The sequence below is a fragment of the Pseudomonas sp. EZ-C24 genome, from assembly GCF_014525325.1.
In the GTDB taxonomy this organism is placed as follows: domain Bacteria; phylum Pseudomonadota; class Gammaproteobacteria; order Pseudomonadales; family Pseudomonadaceae; genus Aquipseudomonas; species Aquipseudomonas shirazensis.
Map to the genome: position 1 here is coordinate 43,584 of NZ_JACDIU010000034.1, position 22,478 is coordinate 66,061.

Here is a 22,478-nt window from a genome sequence, read left to right on the forward strand (position 1 = left end):
GCCAGATCAATGACGACAAAGGGACAAGGTTATCATGCGGACACTCAATCGCCTGTTACTGCTCGGCCTTCTGGCAACCATGCCGATCGTCTCCCAGGCGGCGGACGACGCCCCATCGGCTGATCCCGATGTGACCATTCGCACGGAAGGCGATAAAACCATTCAGGAATACCGGCAAAACGGCTTCCTGTATGCGATCAAAGTCACGCCGAAAGGCGGCAAGCCTTATTTTCTGGTACGCGCCGATGGCTCGGATGGCAATTTCATCCGCTCCGACCAGCCGGACATGCTGATTCCATCGTGGAAGATCTTCGAGTGGTAATCTGACGCGTACCGTCACATCAACCTGGCACTTCCCGGCGGAAGTGCCCGCATGGGCAACTTTTCATCATGTCAGTTTTCACCCCTGTGTCCCGGCCCGAGCTGGAAACCTTTCTGGCGCCGTATCAGCTGGGCCGTCTGCTCGACTTCCAGGGCATCGCCGCCGGTACCGAGAACAGCAACTTCTTCGTCAGTATGGAGCAGGGTGAGTTTGTCCTGACCCTGATCGAGCGCGGCCCGGCCGAAGACATGCCGTTTTTCATCGACCTGCTGGATGTGCTGCACCAGGCCGACATGCCAGTGCCCTACGCCCTGCGCGACCGCGATGGCCATGGCTTGCGGGAGCTGTGCGGCAAGCCTGCGCTGCTGCAACCACGGCTGAACGGCAAGCATGTGATGGCGCCGAACAACCAGCACTGCGCCCAGGTTGGCGAACTGCAGGCGCATATCCATCTGGCGACCCGCGAGCAGATCCTTGAGCGCAAGACTGACCGTGGCCTGGACTGGATGCTGGAGTCGGGCGCCGAGCTGTTGTCGCACCTGAGCGAGCAGCAGCGGGCCCTGCTGCAGCCGACCCTGGCTGACATTGCCGCGCACAAGGCGCAGATCCTGGCGCTGCCACGGGCCAACCTGCACGCCGACCTGTTCCGCGACAACGTGATGTTCGAAGGCACCCACCTCACCGGCTTGATCGACTTCTACAACGCCTGCTCAGGGCCGATGCTGTATGACATCGCAATTACCGTGAATGACTGGTGCCTGGACGAAGCGGCGGGGATCAACCTGCCGCGCGCACAGGCCTTGCTCGGCGCCTATGCCGCGCTGCGCCCGTTCACCGCGGCCGAGGCCGAGCTGTGGCCGCTGATGCTGCGGGTAGCCTGTGTGCGCTTCTGGCTGTCGCGGCTGATTGCCGCCGAGCAGTTCGCCGGCATGGACGTCACCATTCATGACCCACGCGAGTTCGAAGTGCGCCTGGCCCAGCGTCAGCATATCGACCTGAAGCTGCCGTTCGCGCTCTAAGCCTTTCAGGAGCGTCCTTGCCGGGACGCTCCTTTAAGAGCCGTCAGAGCTGTTCCAGGCAACCGGCCAGGCCGTTCGCAAGGTTTTCCAGCAAGCGCTCGTAGCCTTTGCTGTCCACCGGCTCGCTGCCACCCAGCGCATCCAGCTCGGCCAGCCGCACCGGCAGCCCTGCGGTCAGCGTTTCAGCCAGCCGTGGGCGCAGCGGCGGCTCGCTGAACACGCAGGTCTTGCCCACTTCCTGCAAGCGCTTGCGCATCGCCGCCACGTGTTGAGCACCCGGCTGCACTTCCGAAGCCACGCTGAACACGCCGGTGTGCTTGAGGCCGTAAGCTGCTTCGAAGTAATCGAACGCCTCGTGGAAGACGAAGTAGGGCTTGGCGGCAACGCCCGCCACACGGGTCTTGATCCGCTGATCAAGCGCATCCAGGCGCGAATCGAAGGCCTTGAAGTTGCTCTGATACCGCGCCGCATTGGCCGGGTCGAGCTTGCTCAGGTCGGCCGCCATCTGCCCGGCAATTACCCGTGCATTGACCGACGACAGCCACAGGTGCGCGTCCAGGCTACCCGGGCGGTGGTCATGATCATGCTCGTCATGGTCAGCTTCATCATGACCGGCCTCATCATGGGAATGGCTGTCCTCACCAAAATGACGCAGCTGCATGCCTTTCAGCGACTGCACCGCCACGGTCTGCTTGCTGCGGCTGCCGAGCACCCGCGGTAAGAAGCTCTCCATGTCCGGGCCGATCCAGTAGAGCAGGTCGGCATCGGCCACGCGCCGTACGTCGGACGGCCGCAGCGCATAGTGGTGCGGCGAGGCACCCGGCGGCAGCAGCACTTCAGGGCTGCCGACACCGTCCTGAACGGCCGCAGCGATCTGCTGCAGCGGTTTGATACTGGTCAGCACACGCACATCGGCATGGGCCGAGCAGGCGAGCAAAGCGACAAAAAGCACAAGGAAACGGGGCACGGTGAATACTCGACGTGTCAGAAACAGGTAACATAATAACGTCTCCATTAAGAACCGTCGCCGCCCATGTCGATTACTCCGCTGGCTCACCGCCCCCACGACCACTCCCATTGCGTGCACAGTGCGCTGGCTGAAGCCGACGCCATCTGCGTGCGTCAGGGCCTGCGTTTGACTGCCCTGCGCAAGCGGGTGCTGGAGCTGGTGTGGCAGAGCCACAAGCCGCTGGGCGCCTACGATATTCTTGCCGTGCTGAGCGAGCAGGATGGCCGCCGCGCGGCGCCGCCGACCGTTTATCGGGCGCTGGACTTCCTCCTCGAGAACGGCCTGGTGCACCGCATCGCCTCGCTCAACGCCTTCATCGGCTGCAGCCACCCGGAACACGCCCATCAGGGCCAGTTCCTGATCTGCCGCGAGTGCCATATCGCCATCGAGCTTGAGCAGGACAGCATCAGTGGCGCGATCATCGCCAGCGCCAACGCGGTCGGCTTCAAGGTTGAAACCCAGACCGTGGAAGTGGTCGGCCTGTGCGGCAACTGCCGAGGCGCGGCATGAGCGACGCCCTGATCCGCCTTGAGCAAGTCGGCGTCAGCTTTGCTGGCGAAGCCGTACTGGACAACATCGACCTGGCGGTTGCGCCAGGCCAGATCGTCACGCTGATCGGCCCCAACGGTGCTGGCAAGACCACCCTGGTGCGGGCCGTGCTCGGCCTGCTCAAGCCGCATCGTGGCAGCGTCTGGCGCAAGCCCAGGCTGCGTATCGGCTATATGCCGCAAAAGATCCAGGTCGACCCGACGCTGCCACTGTCGGTACTGCGCTTCCTGCGTTTGGTGCCTGGGGTAGACCGCGGCGCAGCTTTGGCGGCATTGCAGGAAGTCGGCGCCGAGCAGGTCATCGACAGCCCGCTACAGACTGTTTCCGGCGGCGAGATGCAGCGCGTGCTGCTGGCCCGAGCCCTGCTGCGCAAGCCGCAATTGCTGGTGCTCGATGAACCGGTACAAGGCGTCGATGTGGCGGGGCAGTCCGAGCTGTACAGTTTGATCACACGCCTGCGCGACCGTTACGGCTGCGGCGTGCTGATGGTCTCCCACGACCTGCACCTGGTCATGAGCACCACCGATCAGGTGGTCTGCCTGAACCGCCATGTGTGCTGCTCCGGCCACCCCGAGCAGGTCAGCGGCGACCCGGCCTTTGTCGAACTGTTCGGCCAGAACGCCCCGAGCCTGGCCATCTATCACCATCACCACGACCACAGCCACGACCTGCACGGCGCAGTTGTCACCCCTGGCGCCCATGTTCACGGAGAGCACTGCAAGCATGGCTGATTTTCTTCTTTACGCCCTGCTGGCCGGTTTGTCCCTGGCAGTTGTTGCAGGTCCGCTGGGCTCGTTCGTGGTCTGGCGGCGGATGGCCTATTTTGGCGACACGTTGTCGCACGCGGCCTTGCTCGGCGTTGCCTTGGGCTTCCTGCTGGATGTCAGCCCGGCGTTGGCGGTAACCGTCGGCTGCCTGCTGCTGGCGATCTTGCTGGTGACGCTGCAGCAGCGCCAGCCGCTGGCGTCGGATACGCTGCTGGGGATTCTTGCTCCAAGCACCTTGTCGCTGGGCCTGGTGGTGCTGAGTTTCATGCACGACGTGCGCATCGACCTGATGGCCTATCTGTTTGGCGACTTGCTGGCGATCAGCCCAACGGACCTGGGCTGGATCATCGGCGGCAGTGCAGCCGTGCTGCTGTTGCTCGCCGCGCTCTGGCGCCCACTGCTGGCGGTGACCGTACATGAAGAGCTGGCAACCGTCGAAGGCCTGCCGGTAGCGGCGCTGCGCCTGACCCTGATGCTGCTCATCGCCGTGGTGATTGCGGTGGCGATGAAGATCGTCGGCGTGCTGCTGATCACCTCGCTGCTGATCATCCCGGCCGCCGCCGCCCAGCGCCATGCGCGCTCGCCCGAGCAGATGGCGCTGGGTGCCAGCCTGCTCGGTGTGGTGGCGGTATGTGGCGGGCTGGCAATGTCCTGGTTCAAGGACACGCCGGCCGGGCCATCGATCGTGGTCTGCGCGGCAGTGCTATTCTTGCTGAGCCTGGCCCTGCCCAAACGCTGAGACACGGGTCGCACTTTGGCGCATCTTGCAACCAATGCGCGGGTAAAGGGTCTGTAAGACTTGTTTTCGAGCGTGCGCACCTGGGTGTAGACTTGCTCGCTTTTTGCGCAAATAGAGAGTCGCAGGAATGAAGCCGTTCGCCTCCCGTTATCTGCTTGTTGCCGTGTTGTCGCTGGGCCTGGCCGCGTGTGCCAGCGCCCCGGTCGAACAGCCGAGCGTGCCTGCCCAGGCCGACCCATGGGCCGAGCTGCAGCAGAACATCGCCAGCAACGAACTGGCCACTGCTGAAGATCAGCTGACCGCCCTGCAAGCCCAGGCGCCGCAAGACCCGCGCGTGGAGCAGCACCAGCGCCAGCTCGCCGAAGCCTACTTGCAGCGCAGCCAGATCGTCCTGCAAAAGGGTGACGTGAATGCCGCCGCGACCGCGCTGGCGCGGGCTCGGGCATTGATGCCGCAAGCGCCGGCGCTGGCCGCCGGGGATGCCGTGGCCCATGCGCGCAAGGCCGAGCTGGACCGTGCCGAAGCTGCCTTGAAGGCCGCTGAAGCCAAGCCCAAGGCGCGCGTGATCGACCCCACCGCACCGAGCACCGTGATCGCCCTGAAAACCACAGACAGCCGCGCCCTGCGCCGGCAGCTGGATGACATCGCCGCAGACGTGGTCAGTTATCAGTGTGAAGTGGTGTTCCAGGTGCCACGCAAGGACGACGCGCCGTGGCTGAAAACGCTGCTGGGCAAGCGCGTACACAAGCTCGACAGTAGCTATGAGCTCAACCAGCGCCATGAAATCCAGCGCTCATTGCCCGCTCAAGTCGTGCTGGTACCGCATCAGCGTTGAAATAAAACCCCGGCAGGCGAGCCTGCCGGGGTGATCGATCAAGCCGGAATGGCTTCTGCAGCAGCTTCGCGCTCCCACACCCGGTGCGCTTCGACCGCTTTGACGAAGGCATCGATCGCCTTCTGATCATTGCCCAGCAACAAGCCCTTGTCTTCGGCCAGGCCGAGTTTGCCGACCAGCGCCTTGCCGTCTTTGGCAAAGGCGATGGCCTTCAGGTGCTTGTACGCTTCCAGCAGGAAGTGCTTGGCCAAACCGCTCTGCCCCAGCGCATCAATTGCGGCCTTGCCGGCCGGCACCAGCACACCATCGAACATGATCGACGGCATGCCTTCCATCGACGCATCCACCGCCAGGCTGGAACCATCGGCCGCTTTTACTGGCGCCGAGGTTGGGCCCAGCAGCATTGGCCTGGCGCTGTGCGCCTCAAGTGCCTTGACCAGACGATCGACGTCCGCCGCATCCACACCGTCAGCCAGCAGCAGGGCAATCTTGCGACCCTTGATCCCCACGCTGCCCGGGTGATTGAGCTGGCTCAGCGCTGGCGACTCGGCCAGGCTCGAGCCTTTGACCTGCACGGTGCCTTTGCTCGGCGCCGGCAGACCCAGGTTGGCCGCTACTGCCGCAGCCAGCTTCAGGTCGATATTGGCGAGGATCTCGTTGACCTGACGGGCACGGATGTATTCCCGCTCGACCTTGCCCAGCTCAAAGCTGTAGGCCTTGATGATGTGCTGCTGCTCGTTCGGGCTCATGCTGTGGAAGAACAGGCGCGCCTGCGAGAAGTGATCGCTGAACGACTCGCTGCGCTCGCGAACCTTGCGTGCATCGATCCGCTCCTGATAGCTGTCGAAGCCACCGTCTTCAGCCGCTGCCGGGGTTTCCTTCGGCCAGCCGCCATCGATGCTGTTCGGCTCGTACGAGGCACGGCCCTTGTTGATTTCCATGCGGTGCATGCCATCGCGCTGGCCGTTGTGGTTGTGCGCAACAGGACGGTTGATCGGGATCTCATGGAAATTCGGGCCACCGAGGCGGCTGATCTGCGTGTCGGTGTAGGAGAACAGGCGGCCCTGCAGCAGCGGATCGTTGGTGAAGTCGATACCCGGTACGATATGGCCAGGGCAGAAGGCGATCTGCTCGACCTCGGCGAAGAAGTTGTCCGGGTTGCGGTTGAGCACCATCTTGCCCAACGGCGTCACCGGCACCAGCTCTTCGGGGATGATCTTGGTCGGGTCGAGCAGGTCGAAGTCGAACTTGTGCTCGTCGGCCTCAGGCACGATCTGCACGCCCAGTTCCCACTCAGGGTAGTCGCCGGTTTCAATCGCTTCGGAAAGGTCGCGACGATGGAAATCGGTGTCCTTGCCGGCCAGCTTCTGCGCCTCGTCCCACAGCACCGAGTGCACGCCTTGCTTCGGCTTCCAGTGAAACTTGACGAAACTGGCCACGCCTTCGGCATTGATCAGGCGGAAGGTATGCACGCCAAAGCCTTCCATCATCCGCAGGCTGCGCGGGATAGCCCGGTCGGACATCGCCCAGATGACCATGTGCGCCGACTCCGGCACCAGCGAGACGAAGTCCCAGAAGGTGTCATGAGCCGAACCGCCGGTGGGCATTTCATTGTGTGGCTCAGGTTTCACCGCATGAACGAAGTCGGGGAACTTGATCGCGTCCTGAATGAAGAACACCGGCATGTTGTTGCCGACCAGGTCGAAGTTGCCTTCGTCGGTGTAGAACTTCACGGCGAAGCCGCGCACGTCGCGCACCGTGTCACCGGAGCCGCGGGGGCCCTGCACGGTGGAGAAGCGCACGAACACCGGAGTGATCTTCTCCGGGTCCTGGAGGAAACCGGCCTTGGTCAGCTCGGCATGCTTGCCGTAGCTCTGGAAGTAACCATGAGCGCCAGTGCCACGGGCATGGACGATGCGCTCGGGGATGCGCTCATGGTCAAAGTGGGTGATTTTTTCACGCATGATGAAATCTTCGAGCAACGACGGCCCGCGCGCACCCGCCTTGAGGGTGTTCTGGTTGTCAGCGATCTTGACGCCCTGATTGGTCCGCAGCGCCTCGCCGGTAGCGTCGCTACGGTAGGCTTCCAGACTCTGCAGTTTGGCGTTGGTGTTGGCACGGTCCGGGGTGTCGGTACCGGCCATCTCACTCTGTTTCGGGGTATCCGGGTGCTTGCGCGACATGTCGGCTCTCCTCATCGGTATTCAGGGCGGCCCATTCGGGCTCGTTAGCTAGTGACTGATGGCCGTGCGCATGCGTTCAATTCCATTGCCGACTGTCGCGTTATGCCGGTTGGATTGGACCAATACGAAATAAATGCTAAGAAGACCCAGGGGAAAAGGCTAAAATGCGCCCCCCGGCTTACCGCCAGACCCTATTTCCATTGCGCCCCACAAGGTTCGCTCAGTGATCGAGTTTCAACATGTGCACAAGACCTACCGCGTCGCCGGTAGGGACATCCCCGCCCTGAACCCGACCAGCCTGACCATTGAAAATGGCCAGGTGTTCGGCCTGATCGGCCACTCCGGCGCTGGCAAGAGCACCTTGCTGCGCCTGATCAACCGCCTCGAAGCGCCCAGCGGTGGCAAGATCATCGTCGATGGTGAAGACGTTACCGGCTTCGATGCCAACCAGCTGCGGCGCTTCCGCCAGCAGGTCGGGATGATCTTCCAGCACTTCAACCTGCTGGCCTCCAAGACCGTGGCCGACAACGTGGCGCTGCCGCTGACCTTGGCCGGTGAGCTATCGCGCAGCGAAATCGACCAGCGTGTCACCGAGCTGCTGGCGCGGGTCGGCCTGTCCGATCACGCCAAAAAATATCCGGCGCAGCTCTCCGGCGGGCAGAAGCAACGTGTCGGCATTGCCCGCGCGCTGTCGACCCGGCCGAAGATTTTGCTGTGCGACGAAGCCACCAGCGCCCTCGACCCGCAGACCACGGCCTCAGTTCTGCAACTGCTGGCCGAGATCAACCGCGAATTGAAGCTGACCATCGTCCTGATCACCCATGAAATGGACGTGATCCGTCGGGTCTGCGACCGCGTGGCGGTGATGGACGCCGGCCTGATCGTCGAGCAAGGCAGTGTTGCCGAGGTGTTCCTGCACCCGCAGCACCCCACCACCAAGCGTTTTGTCCAAGAGGACGAGCAAGTCGACGAAGGCGAACAGCGCGACGACTTTGCCCACGTGCCAGGCCGGATCGTGCGCCTGACCTTCCAGGGCGATGCCACCTACGCACCGCTGCTCGGCACTGTCGCCCGGGAAACCGGGGTCGACTACAGCATCCTCGCCGGGCGTATCGACCGCATCAAGGACGTGCCTTACGGGCAATTGACCCTGGCCGTTACCGGCGGCGACATGCAAGCCGCGTTCGACCGTTTCAGCGCAGCTGATGTGCATATGGAGGTACTGCGTTGATGGACGCTTTGAATTTCTTCGCCAATGTCGACTGGGCCGAAATCTGGCTGGCGACCATCGACACCATGATCATGCTGTTCGGCTCGCTGTTCTTCACCGTGCTGCTGGGCCTGCCGCTGGGTGTGCTGCTGTTCCTGTGCGGGCCGCGGCAGATGTTCGAGCAGAAAGGCCTGTACGCGCTGCTGTCGCTGGTGGTGAACATCCTGCGCTCGCTGCCGTTCATCATCCTGCTGATCGTGATGATCCCATTCACCGTACTGATCACCGGCACCTCGCTGGGCGTCGCCGGGGCCATCCCGCCACTGGTGGTCGGCGCCACGCCGTTCTTCGCCCGCCTGGTCGAGACGGCGCTGCGTGAAGTTGACCGCGGCATCATCGAAGCGACCCAGTCGATGGGCGCGACCACCCGCCAGATCATCACCAACGCACTGCTGCCCGAGGCGCGCCCGGGCATCTTCGCGGCGATTACCGTGACCGCAATCACCCTGGTGTCGTATACCGCCATGGCCGGTGTGGTCGGTGCTGGTGGCCTCGGCGACCTGGCGATTCGCTTTGGTTATCAGCGCTTCCAGACCGATGTAATGGTGGTCACCGTGGTGATGTTGCTGATCCTGGTTCAAGTTCTGCAAAGCGTCGGCGACAAACTGGTCGTGCATTTTTCCCGTAAGTAACCCCAATGGGGTCGGCCAGGCCGACCCGTTCGGGGGCCGTCGCGGCCCTCACAAGGAGTGTTTGATGAAAAAACTGCTTGCTGTTGTTGCCGCTGTGGCGGCTTTTTCGGCGCACGCTGCCGAGACCATCACCGTCGCTGCAAGCCCGGTGCCGCACGCCGAGATCCTCGAGTTCGTCAAACCCGTGCTAGCTAAAGAAGGCGTCGACCTCAAGGTCAAGGTCTTCACCGACTACGTGCAGCCAAACGTACAGGTTGCCGAGAAGCGCCTGGATGCCAACTTCTTCCAGCACCAGCCGTACCTGGATGAGTTCAACAAGGCCAAAGGCACCAACCTGGTCAGCGTTGCCGGCGTGCACCTGGAGCCACTGGGCGCTTACTCGAGCAAGCTGAAGAAGCTCGACGAGCTGCCGGCCGGCGCTACCGTGGTTATCCCCAACGATGCTACCAACGGCGGCCGCGCGTTGTTGCTGCTGGACAAGGCCGGTGTGATCAGCCTGAAGGACAAGAGCAACATCTTGTCGACTGTGAAAGACATCACCACCAACACCAAGAACCTCAAGTTCCGCGAGCTGGAAGCGGCCACCATCCCGCGTGTGCTGACTCAGGTCGATCTGGCCCTGATCAATACCAACTACGCGCTGGAAGCCAAGCTTGATCCGTCCAAGGATGCCCTGGTGATCGAAGGCAGCGACTCGCCTTACGTCAACATCCTGGTGGCACGCCCGGACAACAAGGACTCGGACGCAATGAAGAAGCTGGTTGCAGCGCTGCATTCGCCTGAAGTCAAAGCGTTCATCACCGAGAAGTACAAAGGCGCGGTACTGCCGGCGTTCTGATCGAGCCGACCGCAACACCTGCGGGGCAAGCCCGCCGCCTGCAGCTTGTGCACTGCAGGCGGCGGGCTTGCCCCGCAGTGCTTTCTGGCCTCAGTCGCGCTTGACCAGCCCCGGCAGCTGCGCCGCCAGCTTCTGGTTGTTGAACGGTGCGCGGATAAAGCCGCGCTGGCGCCCATCGGGCCCGACCACAGCCAGGTTGCCGCTGTGATCGACGGTGTAGCCGGGCTTGCTGGTGTCAGCAGGGATAAACGGAATGCTCAGGGCATTGGCCAGCTTCTGGGTGTCCTCGATCGAGCCGGCCAGGCCGACGAAATCCTTATCGAAGTAGCCCAGGTACTGCTTCAGCTGAGTGGCGGTATCGCGGTGCGGATCGACGCTGACCAGCACCACTTGCAAACGCTCCAAGGCTTCCTTGGGCAGTTCGCTCTTGACCTGGCGCAGCTGCGCCAGGGTCGTCGGGCAGATGTCCGGGCAGTAGGTGTAGCCGAAGAACAGCAACGACCATTTGCCTTTGAGCTGATCGAGCTCGACCGGCTGGCCGTTGTGGTCGGTCATGCTCACCGCCGGCACGCTGCGGCTCTGCGGCAGCAGGATGATGCCGGCATCGATCAGTTCAGCTGGGTTGGCCTCGCTGCGGCCGTTGAGCACCTTGTTGACGGTCAGGCCGAGGATCAAGGCAACCACGGCAACGAGAATGAAGACGGTTTTCTGGGTTCGGGTCATAGATTCAGCATCAACAGATAGTGGTCAACGAGCAGGGCGATGAACAGGGCGAACAGGTACCCGATAGAGTACTTGAAGGTCTTGATCGCCGCGTGCGGCCGGGTGCCACGGTACAGCACCCAGGCCCAGCGGACAAAACCCAGCCCGAGCAGCAGCGCACAGGCCAGATACAGCAGGCCGCTCATGTGGATGGCGAACGGCAGCAGACTTGCCGCCAGCAGCACCCAGGTATACAGCAGGATATGCAGCTTGGTGTAGGCCTCGCCATGGGTCACCGGCAGCATCGGGATCGCTGCCTTGGCGTATTCCTCCTTGCGGTGGATGGCCAGCGCCCAGAAGTGCGGCGGCGTCCAGGCGAAGATGATCAGCACCAGCAGCAACGGCTCGGCGGTGATCTGCCCGGTCACCGCAACCCAACCGAGCAACGGCGGCGCGGCCCCGGCCAGGCCACCGATAACGATATTCTGCGGTGTCGCACGCTTGAGAAAACCGGTGTAGAGCACCGCATAACCGAGCAGTGAAGCCAGGGTCAGCCAGGCTGTCAGGGCGTTGGTGAACACCAGCAGCACGCTCATGCCGAGCACCGCCAGAAGCAAGGCAAAGGCCAGCGCTGCCATGGGCGCGATCCTGCCATCGGCCAAAGGCCGCTTATGGGTGCGCGCCATCAATCCATCAATACGCCGGTCGACCACATGGTTGACCGCAGCCGCAGCGCCAGCGCACAGGCCGATACCCAGGTTGCCGAACAGCAACACCGTCCACGGCACGCCCGCACGGGTCGCGAGAAACATCCCGACCAGCGCGGTGATCAGCATCAGCAGCACCACCTTGGGCTTGGTCAGCTCGACATAATCGCGCCAGCTGGCCTGCTGCCGCGGCGTGCTCAGAACCGTCGCCATGCGTCACTCCTCATCGGTACATGTGCCCCGGCCACGCGGGTCAAGCGCCAGCCATGGCCGACGCGGACCTTGTCGACCACGCGAATGCGGTAATTCACCAACACCATGCACAGCAACAGCGCAGCACCACCGGCGTTGTGCGCCACCGCGACGGCCAGCGGCAGGTGCAGCAGGACATTGCTGATGCCAAGGCTGATCTGCACCGCCAGCGCCAGCATGACCAGCCCGGCCAGGGCGCGTAAACCGTTGCGGTAGAGTTTGTGGCTGAGCAGCAACAGTACGGCCGTGACCAGTAGTGCACCCAGCCGATGGCTGATATGAATCGCCGTGCGCGCATCACTGTCGAGCTGGCCACCGAGGTAATTGGGGCCGACATGCTGAGTCAGGTGAAAGCCATTGCTGAAGTCAGCCGCAGGCCACCACTGGCCATGGCAAGTCGGCAGGTCGATGCAGGCGACGGCGGCATAGTTGGCACTGACCCAACCGCCCAGAGCGACTTGGCCAATCACGGTCAGCAGCCCCAGCGCGGCGACTCGGCGAAGGCTCAACGGCAGTTTCGGCAATGGCGCAAAGGCCCGGGATAGACGCAGTGATAGCAGCAACAGCAGGCTCAACGTAGTGAAGCCGCCAAGCAGGTGCGCCGTGACCACCTGCGGCCACAGCTTCAAGGTCACCGTCCACATACCAAACGCCGCTTGCGCCAGCACCACCGCCAGCAACAGCAGTGGCAGACGGTAGGGCTGGCCGTCACGGGCGTGCCGGCGCAGCGCCTGCAACGCCAGCCAGGCAATCACCAGCGCCAGGCCACCGGCAAAGTAGCGATGGACCATCTCGGCCCAGCCCTTGGCTGCTTCAACGGGATGCTCAGGGAAGTGCAGCTCGGCATGGGCCAGCTGCGCGTCGCTTTTGGGCACGCTGATAAAGCCGTAGCAACCGGGCCAGTCCGGGCAGCCGAGACCAGCATGGGTCAGCCGGGTATAGGCGCCCAGCAGTACCACCACCAGCGCCAGCAAGGTTGCGAACACAGCGAGGCGATAGCCGGGTCTGGCCATGGCAGAGCTCCTATCCGATGTTGGACAGCTTGAGCAGATGACGCAGGTCGTCGAGCACGTGCTTGCCCTTGACCGTGGCGTCGTAACGCAGCACCAGGTTGCCGTGCGGGTCGACGATCCACAGTTGCGGCCCCGGCTCGCTGACGTGCTCGCCGTAGCGCTGCAGGTCCAGCGGATAACGCTGCAACTGCGGGTACTCGCGGGTGAGCAGCTGCTGGTAATCGCTGCTCAGTGGCTGCGCAGCCGCCAGCGCATGGCTGGCGCGGCTGGCATCGCGGCCCAGGCCGATCTGGATCTGCCGCGCCAGGTACACAAGGTTCTGGCAGGGCTGATCACACGCCGCCGGCGCGCTGACCAGCAGCTGCCAGCGCTGCTCCTGCGCCGGGATACCAATGTCGGCCCGGCTCAGGCCGTTGCCGATCATTGCACCGTGATAACTGCGGCCGTCCGGCACCCAGAACTTGAACTTGTACATGCTGGTGGCAAGGATCATCGGGCCGAGGGTGACCAGCAAGATCAGCAACAGCTGCCAGCGTCCGCGGCTGCGGGGCTTGCGGCCTTCAGGCACGTCCAGTGGACTCGTGGCGGCGCTCATGGTGATGCTCCTTGTTGTTATGCCAGCCGAAGTACAGGTACAGCAGCACCAATGCCGCCGCCAGGGCGAACCACTGCACGGCGTAGCCCAGGTGCTTTTCCGGGCCCATGGCGACTATCGGCCAGTCCAGCCGGTAGCTGGCTGGCCCGCCGAGCAGGCGCAGTTCGTGGCCATAACCGTCACGCCCCAACTGCTGCCAGAGCGCAGCGGGGTCGATGGCAGTGAGCAGGTGCGGCCACTGCCCGCCGACCGGGTCCGGGTGCAGTTGGAAGGCCGCGCCGGGGGCGATATAGACCGACGCCTGCAGCGCCAGCGTTTGCGAAGGGGTATCGAAGCGCGCCGGCACACGCCGATCGGGCCAGGGCAGCCAGCCGCGATTTATCAACAGCCAGTGGCCGCTGGCCTGATCGAGAAACGGTTGCAGCAGCTCGACGCCGACCTGGCCGTCGCGCAGGCGGTTGTCCAGCAGCAGGCTGTGATTGGCGTCAAAGTGGCCAAACAGCTGCACCCGATGAAAAGCCGGATCGGCCAGCGACTGCAGCTCGGCCAGCGCCAGCGGCGCTTCGACCTGGCGTTCGGCGTAGGTCGCCAGCAGTTCGCGCTTCTGCTCGGCGCGGCTCAGTTGCCAGCAACCCAGCGCGATCAACCCCGGCAGCAGTGCAAGCACCACCAGAGTCGGCACCAGCCCGGGGCGAAACGGCTTCACCTTGGGCCACGCTGTGCGAACGCTATACTTGCCTGCATCACCAAGCCCCCCGGGGAGTGCCGCCATGCTCAAGGCCGCCATTGTTTTGCTGTTGTTGGCCACTGTTGCCAGCCTGTTCAGTGGCCTGGTGTTTCTGGTCAAGGACGATCAAGACTCGACCCGCCTGCTCAAGGCCCTGACCGTGCGCGTCAGCCTCGCAGCGCTGACCATCGGTCTGATCGCCTGGGGCTTCATGAGCGGGCAACTGGTCTCCCACGCGCCCTTCTAATTGCATCCCACGCGCCCTGTGTAGGAGCGGCCTTGTGTCGCGATTGGGGCGCGCAGCGGCCACATAAATCGTGCAGCCACCACAGATCGCCGGGCCCGCTACGCGCGCCTATCGCGACACAAGGCCGCTCCTACAGGGTCCGCGCAAGCCGTTACAGCACATAAACAAATACAAACAACCCAACCCAAACCACGTCGACAAAATGCCAATACCAACTGGCCGCCTCGAAACCGAAATGCTGGTTGGCATCAAAATGCCCGCGCAGCACGCGCACGAACATCACGATCAAAATCACCGTCCCCAAGGTCACGTGCGCGCCGTGGAACCCGGTCAGCATGAAGAACGTCGCACCATAGATCCCCGAGCCCAACGTCAGCCCCAGATGCACATAAGCTTCGTAGTACTCGTAGGCCTGCAATGCCAGAAACGACAGCCCCAGCAGGATGGTCAGTCCCAGCCACAACTTCAGCGGCCCGCGATGGCCTTTGCGTAATGCGTGGTGGGCGATGGTAATGGTCACGCTCGAGCTGACCAACAGCAGGGTGTTGATCAACGGCAGGTGCCAAGGGTCGATGACATCCTTGGGCGGCGGAAACAGCTTCGGGTCCGGCGTGTGCAAAAGCGGCCAGGCAAACTCGAAGTTCGGCCAGAGCATGTGCGCCACACCCTTGGCGCCGTCACCGCCCAACCACGGCCCGGCCAGCACGCGCACATAGAACAGCGCGCCAAAGAAAGCCAGAAAGAACATCACCTCGGAGAAGATGAACCAGCCCATACCCCAGCGGAACGAGCGGTTCATTTGCGCGCTGTACAGCCCCGCCTTGTTCTCCCTGATCACCGCACCGAACCAGCCGAACAGCATGTAGGCCAGGCACAGCGCACCGAAGAAGAAGATCAGCGGCCCGTGCGAATCCGGGTGGCCGGCCTTCAGATCATTGAACCAGGTGCCCAGGCCGAACACCGTGACGAACATGCCGATGGTGGCGATGATCGGCCATTTGCTCTGCGCCGGGACGTAGTAGTGATCGTGGTGTGCCATTGCTGTTCTCCTTCCCTCAGCGGGCGCGCTGGACGCCCTCGGTGCTCAACTGGGCAACCGGCGGGTGGCGAGCGGTGATGTCGAACAAGGTGTAGGCCAGAGTCAGGTGCTTGACGTTGCCCGGCAGGTCGCGGTCGACGATGAACCGCACCGGCATCTCAATGCGCTCACCCGGCTGCAGCACCTGCTGGGTAAAGCAGAAGCATTCGGTCTTGTGGAAATACGCCGCCGCCTCGGCCGGAGTGATGCTCGGTACCGCCTGAGCGCTCATCGGCTTGTCGGTCGGGTTGTGCGCCACAAAGATCATCTGGTTGACCGCGCCCGGGTTGACCTCGACCTGGTCGGCACGCGAGTAGAAGTCCCAGCTCATGTCACCAGCATTGGTCGACATGAACTGCACCCGCACCGTGCGCGAAGGGTCGCTGACCTGGCTGCCTTCATATTGCCCGCCGGTCTTGCCATTGATGCCGAACGCCTTGCACATCACGTCGTACAGCGGCACCAGGGCAAAGCCGAAGGCAAACATCACCACCGTCAGCAGCAGCAGGCGGCGCACCAGGCGTTTGAGTGGCAGGCTGGTCATGGCAAGGCCCTATTTCACTTCCGGCGGCGTCTGGAAGGTGTGGTACGGCGCCGGCGATGGCACCGACCACTCCAGCCCTTCGGCGCCATCCCACGGTTTGGCCGGCGCTGGCCGGCCTCCACGGATGGTCTTGATGACGATGAACAGGAAGAAGATCTGCGTAGCGCCGAACAGGAATGCACCAATCGACGAGACCATGTTGAAGTCGGCGAACTGCAGGTTGTAGTCGGGGATGCGCCGGGGCATGCCGGCCAGGCCAACGAAGTGCATCGGGAAGAAGGCCAGGTTCATGCCGATGAACGACAGCCAGAAGTGCAGCTTGCCGAGGGTTTCGTCGTACATGTGGCCAGTCCATTTCGGCAGCCAGTAGTAGGCCGACGCGAAGATGCCAAAGATCGCCCCAGGCACCAGCACATAGTGGAAGTGCGCCACCACGAAGTAGGTGTCGTGGTACTGGAAGTCCGCCGGGGCAATCGCCAGCATCAGCCCGGAGAAACCGCCGATGGTGAACAGGATGACAAAGGCAATGGCGAACAGCATCGGCGTCTCGAAGGTCAGCGAGCCTTCCCACATGGTGCTGACCCAGTTGAACACCTTGACCCCGGTCGGCACCGCAATCAGCATCGTCGCGTACATGAAGAACAGCTCGCCCACCACCGGGATGCCGACCACGAACATGTGGTGCGCCCAGACAATGAACGACAGAAACGCGATCGCCCCGGTGGCGTACACCATCGAGGTGTAGCCAAACAGCGGCTTGCGGGAAAACGCCGGGATGATCGAGCTGACTGCGCCGAACGCCGGCAGGATCATGATGTACACCTCGGGGTGGCCGAAGAACCAGAACACATGCTGGAACAACACCGGATCACCACCGCCGGCCGCGCTGAAGAAGCTGGTGCCGAAGTGAATATCCATCAGCATCATCGTCACCACCCCGGCCAGCACCGGCATCACGGCGATCAGCAGAAAGGCGGTGATCAGCCAGGTCCAGACGAACAGCGGCATTTTCATCAGGGTCATGCCCGGCGCGCGCAGGTTGAGAATGGTCGCGATCACGTTGATCGCGCCCATGATCGAGCTGACGCCCATCAGGTGGATAGCAAAGATGAAGAAGGTCACGCTGGCCGGCGCATAGGTGGTGGATAACGGCGCGTAGAAGGTCCAGCCGAAGTTGGGCCCGCCACCGGCGCTGAACAGGGTCGATACCAACAGCAGAAACGCCGCCGGCAGCAGCCAGAAACTGAAGTTGTTCATCCGCGGCAGGGCCATGTCCGGGGCGCCGATCATCAATGGGATCATCCAGTTGGCCAGGCCGACAAACGCCGGCATCACCGCGCCGAATACCATGATCAGGCCGTGCATGGTGGTCATCTGGTTGAAGAAAGCCGGTTCGACGATCTGCAGCCCCGGCTGGAACAGCTCGGCGCGAATGACCATGGCGAACGAGCCGCCGAGCAGGAACATGCAGAAGCTGAACCACAGGTACATCGTGCCGATGTCCTTGTGGTTGGTGGTCAACACCCAGCGCATCAAGCCCTTGGCCGGGCCGTGGGCATGGTCGTGGCCATGCTCGTCGATCACTGCACTCATGTCCTGTCTCCTGCCAGCCACTGGCTGCGGCGCAATTTACGGCTCATTTGGCTTCTGCCTGCTTGAGCGCGAGCACGTCTTTAGGCGTGACCATGTCGCCTTTGTTGTTGCCCCAGGCGTTGCGCTCATAGGTGACCACGGCGGCGATATCGACTTCCGAGAGCTGTTTGCCAAACGCGGCCATGGCCGTGCCGGGCTTGCCGTGGAAGACAATGCCCAAGTGGCCTTCGATAGGCCCGGTAGCGATTTTCGAGCCCTTGAGTGCCGGGAACATTGGCGGCAAGCCCTGGCCCTCGGCCTGGTGACAGGCGACGCAAGTAGTGTGATAGACCTTGTCGCCGCGCTCGACCAGCTCTTGCAGGGTCCATTCCTTGCTGTTCAGCTCTTTGAGCTTGGCCGCTTCGGCCTTGCGCTCGCCCAGCCAGGTGTCGTAATCGGCCTGCGACTTGACCTCGACCACCACCGGCATGAAGCCGTGGTCCTTGCCGCACAGCTCGGTGCACTGGCCGCGGTAGATGCCGGGTTTCTCGACCCGGGTCCAGGCTTCGTTGACGAAGCCGGGGATGGCGTCACGCTTGACCGCAAAGGCCGGTACCCACCAGGAGTGGATCACGTCGGCGGCCGTGACCAGAAAACGCACCTTGGCGCCCACCGGGATCACCAGCGGCTGGTCGACCTCGAGCAGGTAATGCTCGTCCTTGGGCGCCTTGTTGTTGATCTGTTCCGCGGGGGTGGCAAGGTTGCTGAAGAACTCGACATCCTGCCCCAGGTATTTGTAATGCCACTTCCACTGGTAGCCGGTGACCTGGATATCGATGTCCGATTCACTGGCGTCGTAGATTTCGATCAGGGTCTTGGTGGCAGGGATGGCCATGACGATGAGGATAAGCAGCGGCACCACGGTCCACATGATCTCGACCCAGGTGTGCTCGTGGAAGTGCGCGGCCTGCTGGCCGGTTGAGCGGCGGTGGATCACCATCGACCAGAACATCGCGCCAAACACCACGATGCCGATAACGACGCAGATCCAGAAGATGATCATGTGCAGGTCGAACACTGCGTGGGAGACTTCGGTAGCCCCGGGCGCCATGTTGACGGTCCATGCGCCATGCGCCTGACCGATAACCGACCACAACAGAAGGCCCATCCAGACATGTGGATGTCGCATCATTGCGGGTTCCCCTTATCATTCTTGTAATCCCGGAGGCATAGACCTTGGGCAAGGGGGGGCGGCGGTCAAGACAGCCTGCTTCGACGACCGAGCTCCTCTGCAAACTGCAGGTGGGCCTCATCAACCAATCACGTTCAACCCGAGTATAGACAGCGCTCTAGGCCACGCAACGCGGCCTATGAAAACATCGTCACAAAGCCACAAAACCCAGCAAACCCGCGCCATTGCTGGGTCATGGCATAATGATGGCATCGCTATATTCTTGAGCTCGCACACGTTTGCGTTGCTTATAACAAATGCGTCTTAGGCATCCGGTATACCGAGCTAACTTAGAGCTTTCCGTAAGTACTGTCTTCCGTTTGTCACCCAATGTCCCTGGAGTTGTCATGAACATCGCCGCTGTACGCGAGCAGATCAAACAAGCCCATCAACATGAGAGCCAGAGCGGCCAATTGAAACAGCGCCTCGAAGCGCAACTGCCGCACCTGCATCCGTCCATCCAACTCCCTGAGAAAGATGCTCAGGGCACCCTGGCGCGCTTTGTTGGCGCTTATATCGACGAGGTTCCAGAGCTACTCGAAGCTGCCCATGCGGTCGCGCTCGAAGCTGGCATCGAGTCGCAGATCAAACCGGTATTGAAGATCGCCGAAGCCTATTTCATGCAACCGCCCAGCGTCATGCAAGGGCATGTCGGCCTCGATTGCCTGCTCGATGAAGCCTACCTGGCCCATCGTCTGGTCGAAGAGGTCAACGATCTGTACATCAAGCACTTCGGGCAGCCGCTGATTCCGGCGGACACCACCGTGGCCAACCTGATCGCCCATCAACTGATCGGCGAAGAGTTTGCCAACCAACTGGATGAAGTGGTGCATCACTCGGTCGACGAGATGCTCGACGACGACAGCTTCGCCCTGGAATCGGTCGAAGCCTACCGCGCCACGCTGAGCAGCCCGGCGACCGGTGAAGCCTGGAAACGCTGGCCGTGCCTGTCGCGCCAGCTGGGGGTCGAGCTCGGCCAACCGGCTTGAGCTGACGCAGTGTGAACCGGCCGGTCGCGGGCAACCCGCGACCGGCCAATACTGTTTAGGTGCAGTGCCCGCTCAGGCACCCACGCCCGCCGTGGTCCGCAGCCGCCCCTCGATCCGCCGCTTCAAGCGCCACTGCTCGATCTTCAAGCGCGAGCCCTTGGCGGCATTGCTGCGCCCCCAGTCTTCCAGTAACTCCAGGCACGAGTGGTCGATGTAGCTCAGGTTGCCCAGCGGCACATGCAGGGTCGTGCCCGCAGGCACCTGCTCAAGTACCTGGGTCAGGGCCGGCACCTTGAGGAAGGTGGCCGCGCCGCTCAGGCGCAACTCCATATGCCCAGGCTTGGCCAGGTCGACCAGATTGATTTTCAGCCGGGCCGCCTTGAACGCCAGCTTCAACAGAGTCAAGGCAAAGCCCAGCAAGACCCCGGTCAGCAGGTCGGTGAAGATGATCGCCAGCGCTGTTGCGGCATAGGTGAACATCGGCATCCGGCCATATCGGCCAAGGCTGCGAAACGCCTTGAAATCAACCAGCTTGATCCCGGTATACACCAGCACCCCGGCCAGGCTCGCCACCGGAATCTGCTGCAGCACGCTGCTCAGCACTACCACAAAGCCCAGCAGCCAGACACCATGCAGGATCGCCGAAGCGCGAGTCTGCGCGCCGGCCTGGACGTTGGCCGAGCTGCGCACGATCACCCCGGTCATCGGCAGCGCACCGAGCACGCCGCAGAGCATGTTGCCGATGCCTTGCGCCGAAAGCTCCTTGTCGAAGTCCGAGCGCTGCCCGCTGTGCATGCGGTCTACCGCTGCAGCAGACAGAAGCGTTTCAGCACTGGCGATGAAGGCCAGGGCAAAGGCGGCGACCAGCAAGGTCGGGTCGGCCAGCTTCAGCAGGTCATCCGGGCGCAGCCAGTCGATCGCTTCGGACAGGTCCGCCGGCACCACCACGCGGTTGACCGGCAGTGCCAGCCACATGGCGATTGCGGTCATGCTTGCCACACCGAGCAGCGCGCCCGGCACAAAGCGCAGCCGCTGCGGCCGGAAGCGCTCCCAGGCCCACATCATGGCGATGGTGCCCAAGCCAAGCGCACCGGCCTGCCAGCCATTCCCCGCGTTTTCCAGCGGCAGCGCTGCCAGCAGCGTTTCGGGGAAGGCCAGCAGGTTGTTCAGGCCCGAAGGCTGCGGCGCGGTGTCGAACATCACATGCACCTGCGACAGCACAATCAGCACGCCAATCCCGGCGAGCATGCCGTACACCACCGCCGGTGCCGTAACCCGAAACCAGCAGCCCAAACGAAAACGCCCGGCCAATAGCTGCAGCAAGCCCGCCAGCAGCAGAATCGGCCCAAGCATGGCCATGCCATGCTGGCGCACCAGCTCGAACACCAGCACCGCCAGGCCCGCCGCCGGGCCACTGACCTGCAGCGGCGAACCGGCAATGAAGCCGACCACGATGCCGCCGATAATGCCGGTAATCAGCCCCTTGGCAGGCGGCATGCCGGATGCGATGGCGATACCCATACAAAGGGGCAGGGCCACCAGAAATACCACCACTGAAGCCAGTAATTCTCGCGGCAGGGCCGCCTTGATCTGTGTTTTGTTCACCGTATTTCTCCTTTCTAGACACATGGCCGGTCCGCTGGCCATGGGCACAATGGGCCCCTGACAGGCGCGCAGGCGCCCGCCGCCAGCGCAGATGCCGGCAACTCGGTCAGGGAAATTCAAGGCAGCCGAAGGCCGCACCGCGCCCCTTAGGGTGCGCGGTCGGCTATCAAGGTTTTGCGGGTGTCAGGGTCGCTTAGTAGCGGCCTCTCGGCGTGGCGCTCGGGATCGGCTGGCCAGCCTCCAACGGCAGGAAGCTGTCGCTGACGGCGTCATAGGCTTCGATCCGACTGGTCTCGATGTCGTAAATCCAACCGTGGATGTGCAACTGGCCAGCGGCCAGGCGCGAAGCGACCGACGGGTGCGTGCGCAGGTGCTGCAGCTGGGCGATGACGTTTTCTTTGGTCACGACCTGCATGGTCTCGTGCTCGCTGCCGCACGAGCAGTTGTCTTCAACCACTGTGCGGGCCACTTCGGCGTGGCGCAGCCAGGCCTTTACGGTCGGCATCTTTTCCAGCGAAGCGGGGTTGAGCACCGCACGCATGGCGCCGCAGTCGGAGTGGCCACAGATGATGATGTGGTGCACACCGAGGGCCAGCACGGCGTACTCGATGGCTGTCGAAACACCACCGTTCATCTGGCCATAAGGCGGGACCACGTTACCGACGTTACGGGTCACGAACAGGTCGCCTGGCGAGCTCTGGGTGATCAGTTCGGGAACAATCCGTGAGTCGGCACAGGTAATGAACATAGCGCGTGGGGTTTGCGCTGTGGCGAGCTTCTTGAACAGCTCTTGCTGCTCTGGAAACACATCGTGATGAAACTTCAGGAAGCCGTCGACGATATGCTTAAGGGCGGCATCGGCGCTTTCGGCCGGGACAGCAGCCGGGGCGGCTTTGGATGGGTCCTTGATGGGCATGATTCATCCTCTAGACGGTGTGGGTAAGTTCCATATTACCGGTTAAAGATTCTGGCTATGCGGGGAATTAGATGACACGCACGGGCCATGAATCACAGTCGGTGTGGACTGATTTCCTACGCTACCGGGGAAAACTT

24 protein-coding genes are annotated in these 22,478 nt (G+C 62.8%); 11 read left to right on the top strand and 13 right to left on the bottom strand.

The genetic code is table 11. The features are described from left to right. The first annotated feature begins 34 nt into the window (after positions 1-34). On the top strand, positions 35-322 hold the full coding sequence (locus tag IDM28_RS22370) for a DUF2782 domain-containing protein (RefSeq protein ID WP_101322707.1): 288 nt from the start codon (positions 35-37) through the stop codon (positions 320-322). Positions 323-390: 68 nt separating this feature from the next. Continuing rightward, positions 391-1,341, top strand: a complete 951-nt coding sequence (locus tag IDM28_RS22375) for a homoserine kinase (RefSeq protein WP_150570253.1) — start codon at positions 391-393, stop codon at positions 1,339-1,341. Between the two features lie 43 nt (positions 1,342-1,384). Here IDM28_RS22375 and znuA read toward each other — a convergent pair whose 3' ends face one another. After that, the gene (znuA, locus tag IDM28_RS22380; protein ID WP_188036903.1) at positions 1,385-2,356 is read right to left on the bottom strand and encodes a zinc ABC transporter substrate-binding protein ZnuA; all 972 of its coding nucleotides are present in this window, start codon (positions 2,354-2,356) and stop codon (positions 1,385-1,387) included. 18 nt (positions 2,357-2,374) lie between these two features. On the opposite strand from znuA, the gene zur reads away from it, so the two are divergent. The 4 genes from zur to IDM28_RS22400 all read left to right on the top strand — a co-directional run bounded on the left by zur (position 2,375) and on the right by IDM28_RS22400 (position 5,240). Continuing rightward, on the top strand, positions 2,375-2,860 hold the full coding sequence (gene zur, locus IDM28_RS22385) for a zinc uptake transcriptional repressor Zur (protein ID WP_101322710.1): 486 nt from the start codon (positions 2,375-2,377) through the stop codon (positions 2,858-2,860). Continuing rightward, entirely contained in the window at positions 2,857-3,630 is a 774-nt protein-coding gene (gene znuC, locus IDM28_RS22390; RefSeq protein WP_150570255.1) for a zinc ABC transporter ATP-binding protein ZnuC, read from the top strand. Before zur ends, znuC begins: the two co-directional genes overlap by 4 nt. Next, positions 3,623-4,405, top strand: coding sequence for a zinc ABC transporter permease subunit ZnuB (gene znuB / locus IDM28_RS22395; RefSeq protein ID WP_150570256.1), 783 nt, complete (start codon positions 3,623-3,625; stop codon positions 4,403-4,405). The genes znuC and znuB overlap by 8 nt, the downstream gene beginning before the upstream one ends. A 127-nt stretch (positions 4,406-4,532) precedes the next feature. Then, positions 4,533-5,240 carry a PA5502 family lipoprotein gene (locus IDM28_RS22400; protein ID WP_101322713.1) on the top strand — a complete coding sequence of 236 codons (708 nt, stop codon included), beginning with the start codon at positions 4,533-4,535 and terminating at the stop codon, positions 5,238-5,240. A gap of 38 nt (positions 5,241-5,278) precedes the next feature. Here the strand turns inward: IDM28_RS22400 and katE are convergent, their stop codons facing one another. Continuing rightward, on the bottom strand, positions 5,279-7,423 hold the full coding sequence (gene katE, locus IDM28_RS22405; RefSeq protein ID WP_188036904.1) for a catalase HPII: 2,145 nt from the start codon (positions 7,421-7,423) through the stop codon (positions 5,279-5,281). 223 nt (positions 7,424-7,646) lie between these two features. Here katE and IDM28_RS22410 point away from each other — a divergent pair, with 223 nt between their 5' ends. The 3 genes from IDM28_RS22410 to IDM28_RS22420 all read left to right on the top strand — a co-directional run bounded on the left by IDM28_RS22410 (position 7,647) and on the right by IDM28_RS22420 (position 10,163). Continuing rightward, entirely contained in the window at positions 7,647-8,654 is a 1,008-nt protein-coding gene (locus tag IDM28_RS22410; protein ID WP_101322715.1) for a methionine ABC transporter ATP-binding protein, read from the top strand. Continuing rightward, positions 8,654-9,325, top strand: a complete 672-nt coding sequence (locus IDM28_RS22415; RefSeq protein ID WP_101322716.1) for a methionine ABC transporter permease — start codon at positions 8,654-8,656, stop codon at positions 9,323-9,325. Before IDM28_RS22410 ends, IDM28_RS22415 begins: the two co-directional genes overlap by 1 nt. A 64-nt stretch (positions 9,326-9,389) precedes the next feature. Continuing rightward, a complete protein-coding gene (locus IDM28_RS22420) occupies positions 9,390-10,163 on the top strand; it encodes a MetQ/NlpA family ABC transporter substrate-binding protein (RefSeq protein ID WP_101322717.1) in 774 nt (257 codons plus the stop codon). Positions 10,164-10,253: 90 nt separating this feature from the next. Here IDM28_RS22420 and IDM28_RS22425 read toward each other — a convergent pair whose 3' ends face one another. The 5 genes from IDM28_RS22425 to IDM28_RS22445 are packed head-to-tail and all read right to left on the bottom strand — an operon-like array spanning position 10,254 to position 14,138. Then, positions 10,254-10,886 carry an SCO family protein gene (locus tag IDM28_RS22425; RefSeq protein ID WP_188036905.1) on the bottom strand — a complete coding sequence of 211 codons (633 nt, stop codon included), beginning with the start codon at positions 10,884-10,886 and terminating at the stop codon, positions 10,254-10,256. Beyond that, positions 10,883-11,785: a heme o synthase gene (cyoE, locus tag IDM28_RS22430; RefSeq protein WP_150572334.1), complete on the bottom strand. Its 903-nt coding sequence runs from the start codon at positions 11,783-11,785 to the stop codon at positions 10,883-10,885. Before cyoE ends, IDM28_RS22425 begins: the two co-directional genes overlap by 4 nt. After that, positions 11,770-12,837: a COX15/CtaA family protein gene (locus IDM28_RS22435; protein WP_188036906.1), complete on the bottom strand. Its 1,068-nt coding sequence runs from the start codon at positions 12,835-12,837 to the stop codon at positions 11,770-11,772. The genes cyoE and IDM28_RS22435 overlap by 16 nt, the downstream gene beginning before the upstream one ends. 10 nt (positions 12,838-12,847) lie before the next feature. Further along, positions 12,848-13,432, bottom strand: a complete 585-nt coding sequence (locus IDM28_RS22440; protein WP_150570260.1) for a hypothetical protein — start codon at positions 13,430-13,432, stop codon at positions 12,848-12,850. Further along, positions 13,398-14,138, bottom strand: coding sequence for an SURF1 family protein (locus IDM28_RS22445; RefSeq protein WP_150570261.1), 741 nt, complete (start codon positions 14,136-14,138; stop codon positions 13,398-13,400). Before IDM28_RS22445 ends, IDM28_RS22440 begins: the two co-directional genes overlap by 35 nt. Positions 14,139-14,202: 64 nt before the next feature. On the opposite strand from IDM28_RS22445, the gene IDM28_RS22450 reads away from it, so the two are divergent. Beyond that, positions 14,203-14,406 carry a twin transmembrane helix small protein gene (locus tag IDM28_RS22450; RefSeq protein ID WP_101322723.1) on the top strand — a complete coding sequence of 68 codons (204 nt, stop codon included), beginning with the start codon at positions 14,203-14,205 and terminating at the stop codon, positions 14,404-14,406. Positions 14,407-14,557: 151 nt separating this feature from the next. On the opposite strand, the gene IDM28_RS22455 is transcribed toward IDM28_RS22450, so the two are convergent. From IDM28_RS22455 to coxB, 4 genes are read right to left on the bottom strand one after another with little or no spacing between them, the layout of a single operon-like run. Then, positions 14,558-15,445 (bottom strand): cytochrome c oxidase subunit 3, encoded by an 888-nt coding sequence (locus IDM28_RS22455; protein ID WP_101322724.1) that lies wholly within the window; start codon positions 15,443-15,445, stop codon positions 14,558-14,560. Positions 15,446-15,461: 16 nt separating this feature from the next. Next, complete coding sequence (locus tag IDM28_RS22460) at positions 15,462-16,028, bottom strand: cytochrome c oxidase assembly protein (protein WP_101322725.1); 567 nt, start codon at positions 16,026-16,028, stop codon at positions 15,462-15,464. Positions 16,029-16,037: 9 nt separating this feature from the next. After that, positions 16,038-17,621, bottom strand: coding sequence for a cytochrome c oxidase subunit I (gene ctaD, locus IDM28_RS22465; RefSeq protein WP_101322726.1), 1,584 nt, complete (start codon positions 17,619-17,621; stop codon positions 16,038-16,040). A gap of 43 nt (positions 17,622-17,664) precedes the next feature. Beyond that, on the bottom strand, positions 17,665-18,792 hold the full coding sequence (gene coxB / locus IDM28_RS22470; RefSeq protein ID WP_188036907.1) for a cytochrome c oxidase subunit II: 1,128 nt from the start codon (positions 18,790-18,792) through the stop codon (positions 17,665-17,667). A 386-nt stretch (positions 18,793-19,178) separates the two neighbouring features. Between coxB and IDM28_RS22475 the strand changes: the two genes are divergently transcribed. After that, positions 19,179-19,820 (top strand): hypothetical protein, encoded by a 642-nt coding sequence (locus tag IDM28_RS22475; RefSeq protein WP_101322728.1) that lies wholly within the window; start codon positions 19,179-19,181, stop codon positions 19,818-19,820. 72 nt (positions 19,821-19,892) lie between these two features. On the opposite strand, the gene IDM28_RS22480 is transcribed toward IDM28_RS22475, so the two are convergent. Further along, positions 19,893-21,425, bottom strand: coding sequence for a SulP family inorganic anion transporter (locus tag IDM28_RS22480; RefSeq protein ID WP_101322729.1), 1,533 nt, complete (start codon positions 21,423-21,425; stop codon positions 19,893-19,895). 193 nt (positions 21,426-21,618) lie between these two features. After that, a complete protein-coding gene (locus IDM28_RS22485; RefSeq protein WP_101322730.1) occupies positions 21,619-22,341 on the bottom strand; it encodes a carbonic anhydrase in 723 nt (240 codons plus the stop codon). Between the last annotated feature and the right edge of the window lie 137 nt (positions 22,342-22,478).

What these genes read in the sequence shown, in the direction of transcription:
- IDM28_RS22370 (WP_101322707.1), top strand. Translation starts at nt 35, where the DNA reads ATGCGGACACTCAATCGCCTGTTACTGCTCGGCCTTCTGGCAACCATG.
- IDM28_RS22375 (WP_150570253.1), top strand. Translation starts at nt 391, where the DNA reads ATGTCAGTTTTCACCCCTGTGTCCCGGCCCGAGCTGGAAACCTTTCTG.
- znuA (WP_188036903.1), bottom strand. Translation starts at nt 2,356, where the DNA reads ATGGAGACGTTATTATGTTACCTGTTTCTGACACGTCGAGTATTCACC.
- zur (WP_101322710.1), top strand. Translation starts at nt 2,375, where the DNA reads ATGTCGATTACTCCGCTGGCTCACCGCCCCCACGACCACTCCCATTGC.
- znuC (WP_150570255.1), top strand. Translation starts at nt 2,857, where the DNA reads ATGAGCGACGCCCTGATCCGCCTTGAGCAAGTCGGCGTCAGCTTTGCT.
- znuB (WP_150570256.1), top strand. Translation starts at nt 3,623, where the DNA reads ATGGCTGATTTTCTTCTTTACGCCCTGCTGGCCGGTTTGTCCCTGGCA.
- IDM28_RS22400 (WP_101322713.1), top strand. Translation starts at nt 4,533, where the DNA reads ATGAAGCCGTTCGCCTCCCGTTATCTGCTTGTTGCCGTGTTGTCGCTG.
- katE (WP_188036904.1), bottom strand. Translation starts at nt 7,423, where the DNA reads ATGTCGCGCAAGCACCCGGATACCCCGAAACAGAGTGAGATGGCCGGT.
- IDM28_RS22415 (WP_101322716.1), top strand. Translation starts at nt 8,654, where the DNA reads ATGGACGCTTTGAATTTCTTCGCCAATGTCGACTGGGCCGAAATCTGG.
- IDM28_RS22420 (WP_101322717.1), top strand. Translation starts at nt 9,390, where the DNA reads ATGAAAAAACTGCTTGCTGTTGTTGCCGCTGTGGCGGCTTTTTCGGCG.
- IDM28_RS22425 (WP_188036905.1), bottom strand. Translation starts at nt 10,886, where the DNA reads ATGACCCGAACCCAGAAAACCGTCTTCATTCTCGTTGCCGTGGTTGCC.
- cyoE (WP_150572334.1), bottom strand. Translation starts at nt 11,785, where the DNA reads ATGGCGACGGTTCTGAGCACGCCGCGGCAGCAGGCCAGCTGGCGCGAT.
- IDM28_RS22435 (WP_188036906.1), bottom strand. Translation starts at nt 12,837, where the DNA reads ATGGCCAGACCCGGCTATCGCCTCGCTGTGTTCGCAACCTTGCTGGCG.
- IDM28_RS22440 (WP_150570260.1), bottom strand. Translation starts at nt 13,432, where the DNA reads ATGAGCGCCGCCACGAGTCCACTGGACGTGCCTGAAGGCCGCAAGCCC.
- IDM28_RS22450 (WP_101322723.1), top strand. Translation starts at nt 14,203, where the DNA reads ATGCTCAAGGCCGCCATTGTTTTGCTGTTGTTGGCCACTGTTGCCAGC.
- IDM28_RS22455 (WP_101322724.1), bottom strand. Translation starts at nt 15,445, where the DNA reads ATGGCACACCACGATCACTACTACGTCCCGGCGCAGAGCAAATGGCCG.
- IDM28_RS22460 (WP_101322725.1), bottom strand. Translation starts at nt 16,028, where the DNA reads ATGACCAGCCTGCCACTCAAACGCCTGGTGCGCCGCCTGCTGCTGCTG.
- ctaD (WP_101322726.1), bottom strand. Translation starts at nt 17,621, where the DNA reads ATGAGTGCAGTGATCGACGAGCATGGCCACGACCATGCCCACGGCCCG.
- coxB (WP_188036907.1), bottom strand. Translation starts at nt 18,792, where the DNA reads ATGATGCGACATCCACATGTCTGGATGGGCCTTCTGTTGTGGTCGGTT.
- IDM28_RS22475 (WP_101322728.1), top strand. Translation starts at nt 19,179, where the DNA reads ATGAACATCGCCGCTGTACGCGAGCAGATCAAACAAGCCCATCAACAT.
- IDM28_RS22485 (WP_101322730.1), bottom strand. Translation starts at nt 22,341, where the DNA reads ATGCCCATCAAGGACCCATCCAAAGCCGCCCCGGCTGCTGTCCCGGCC.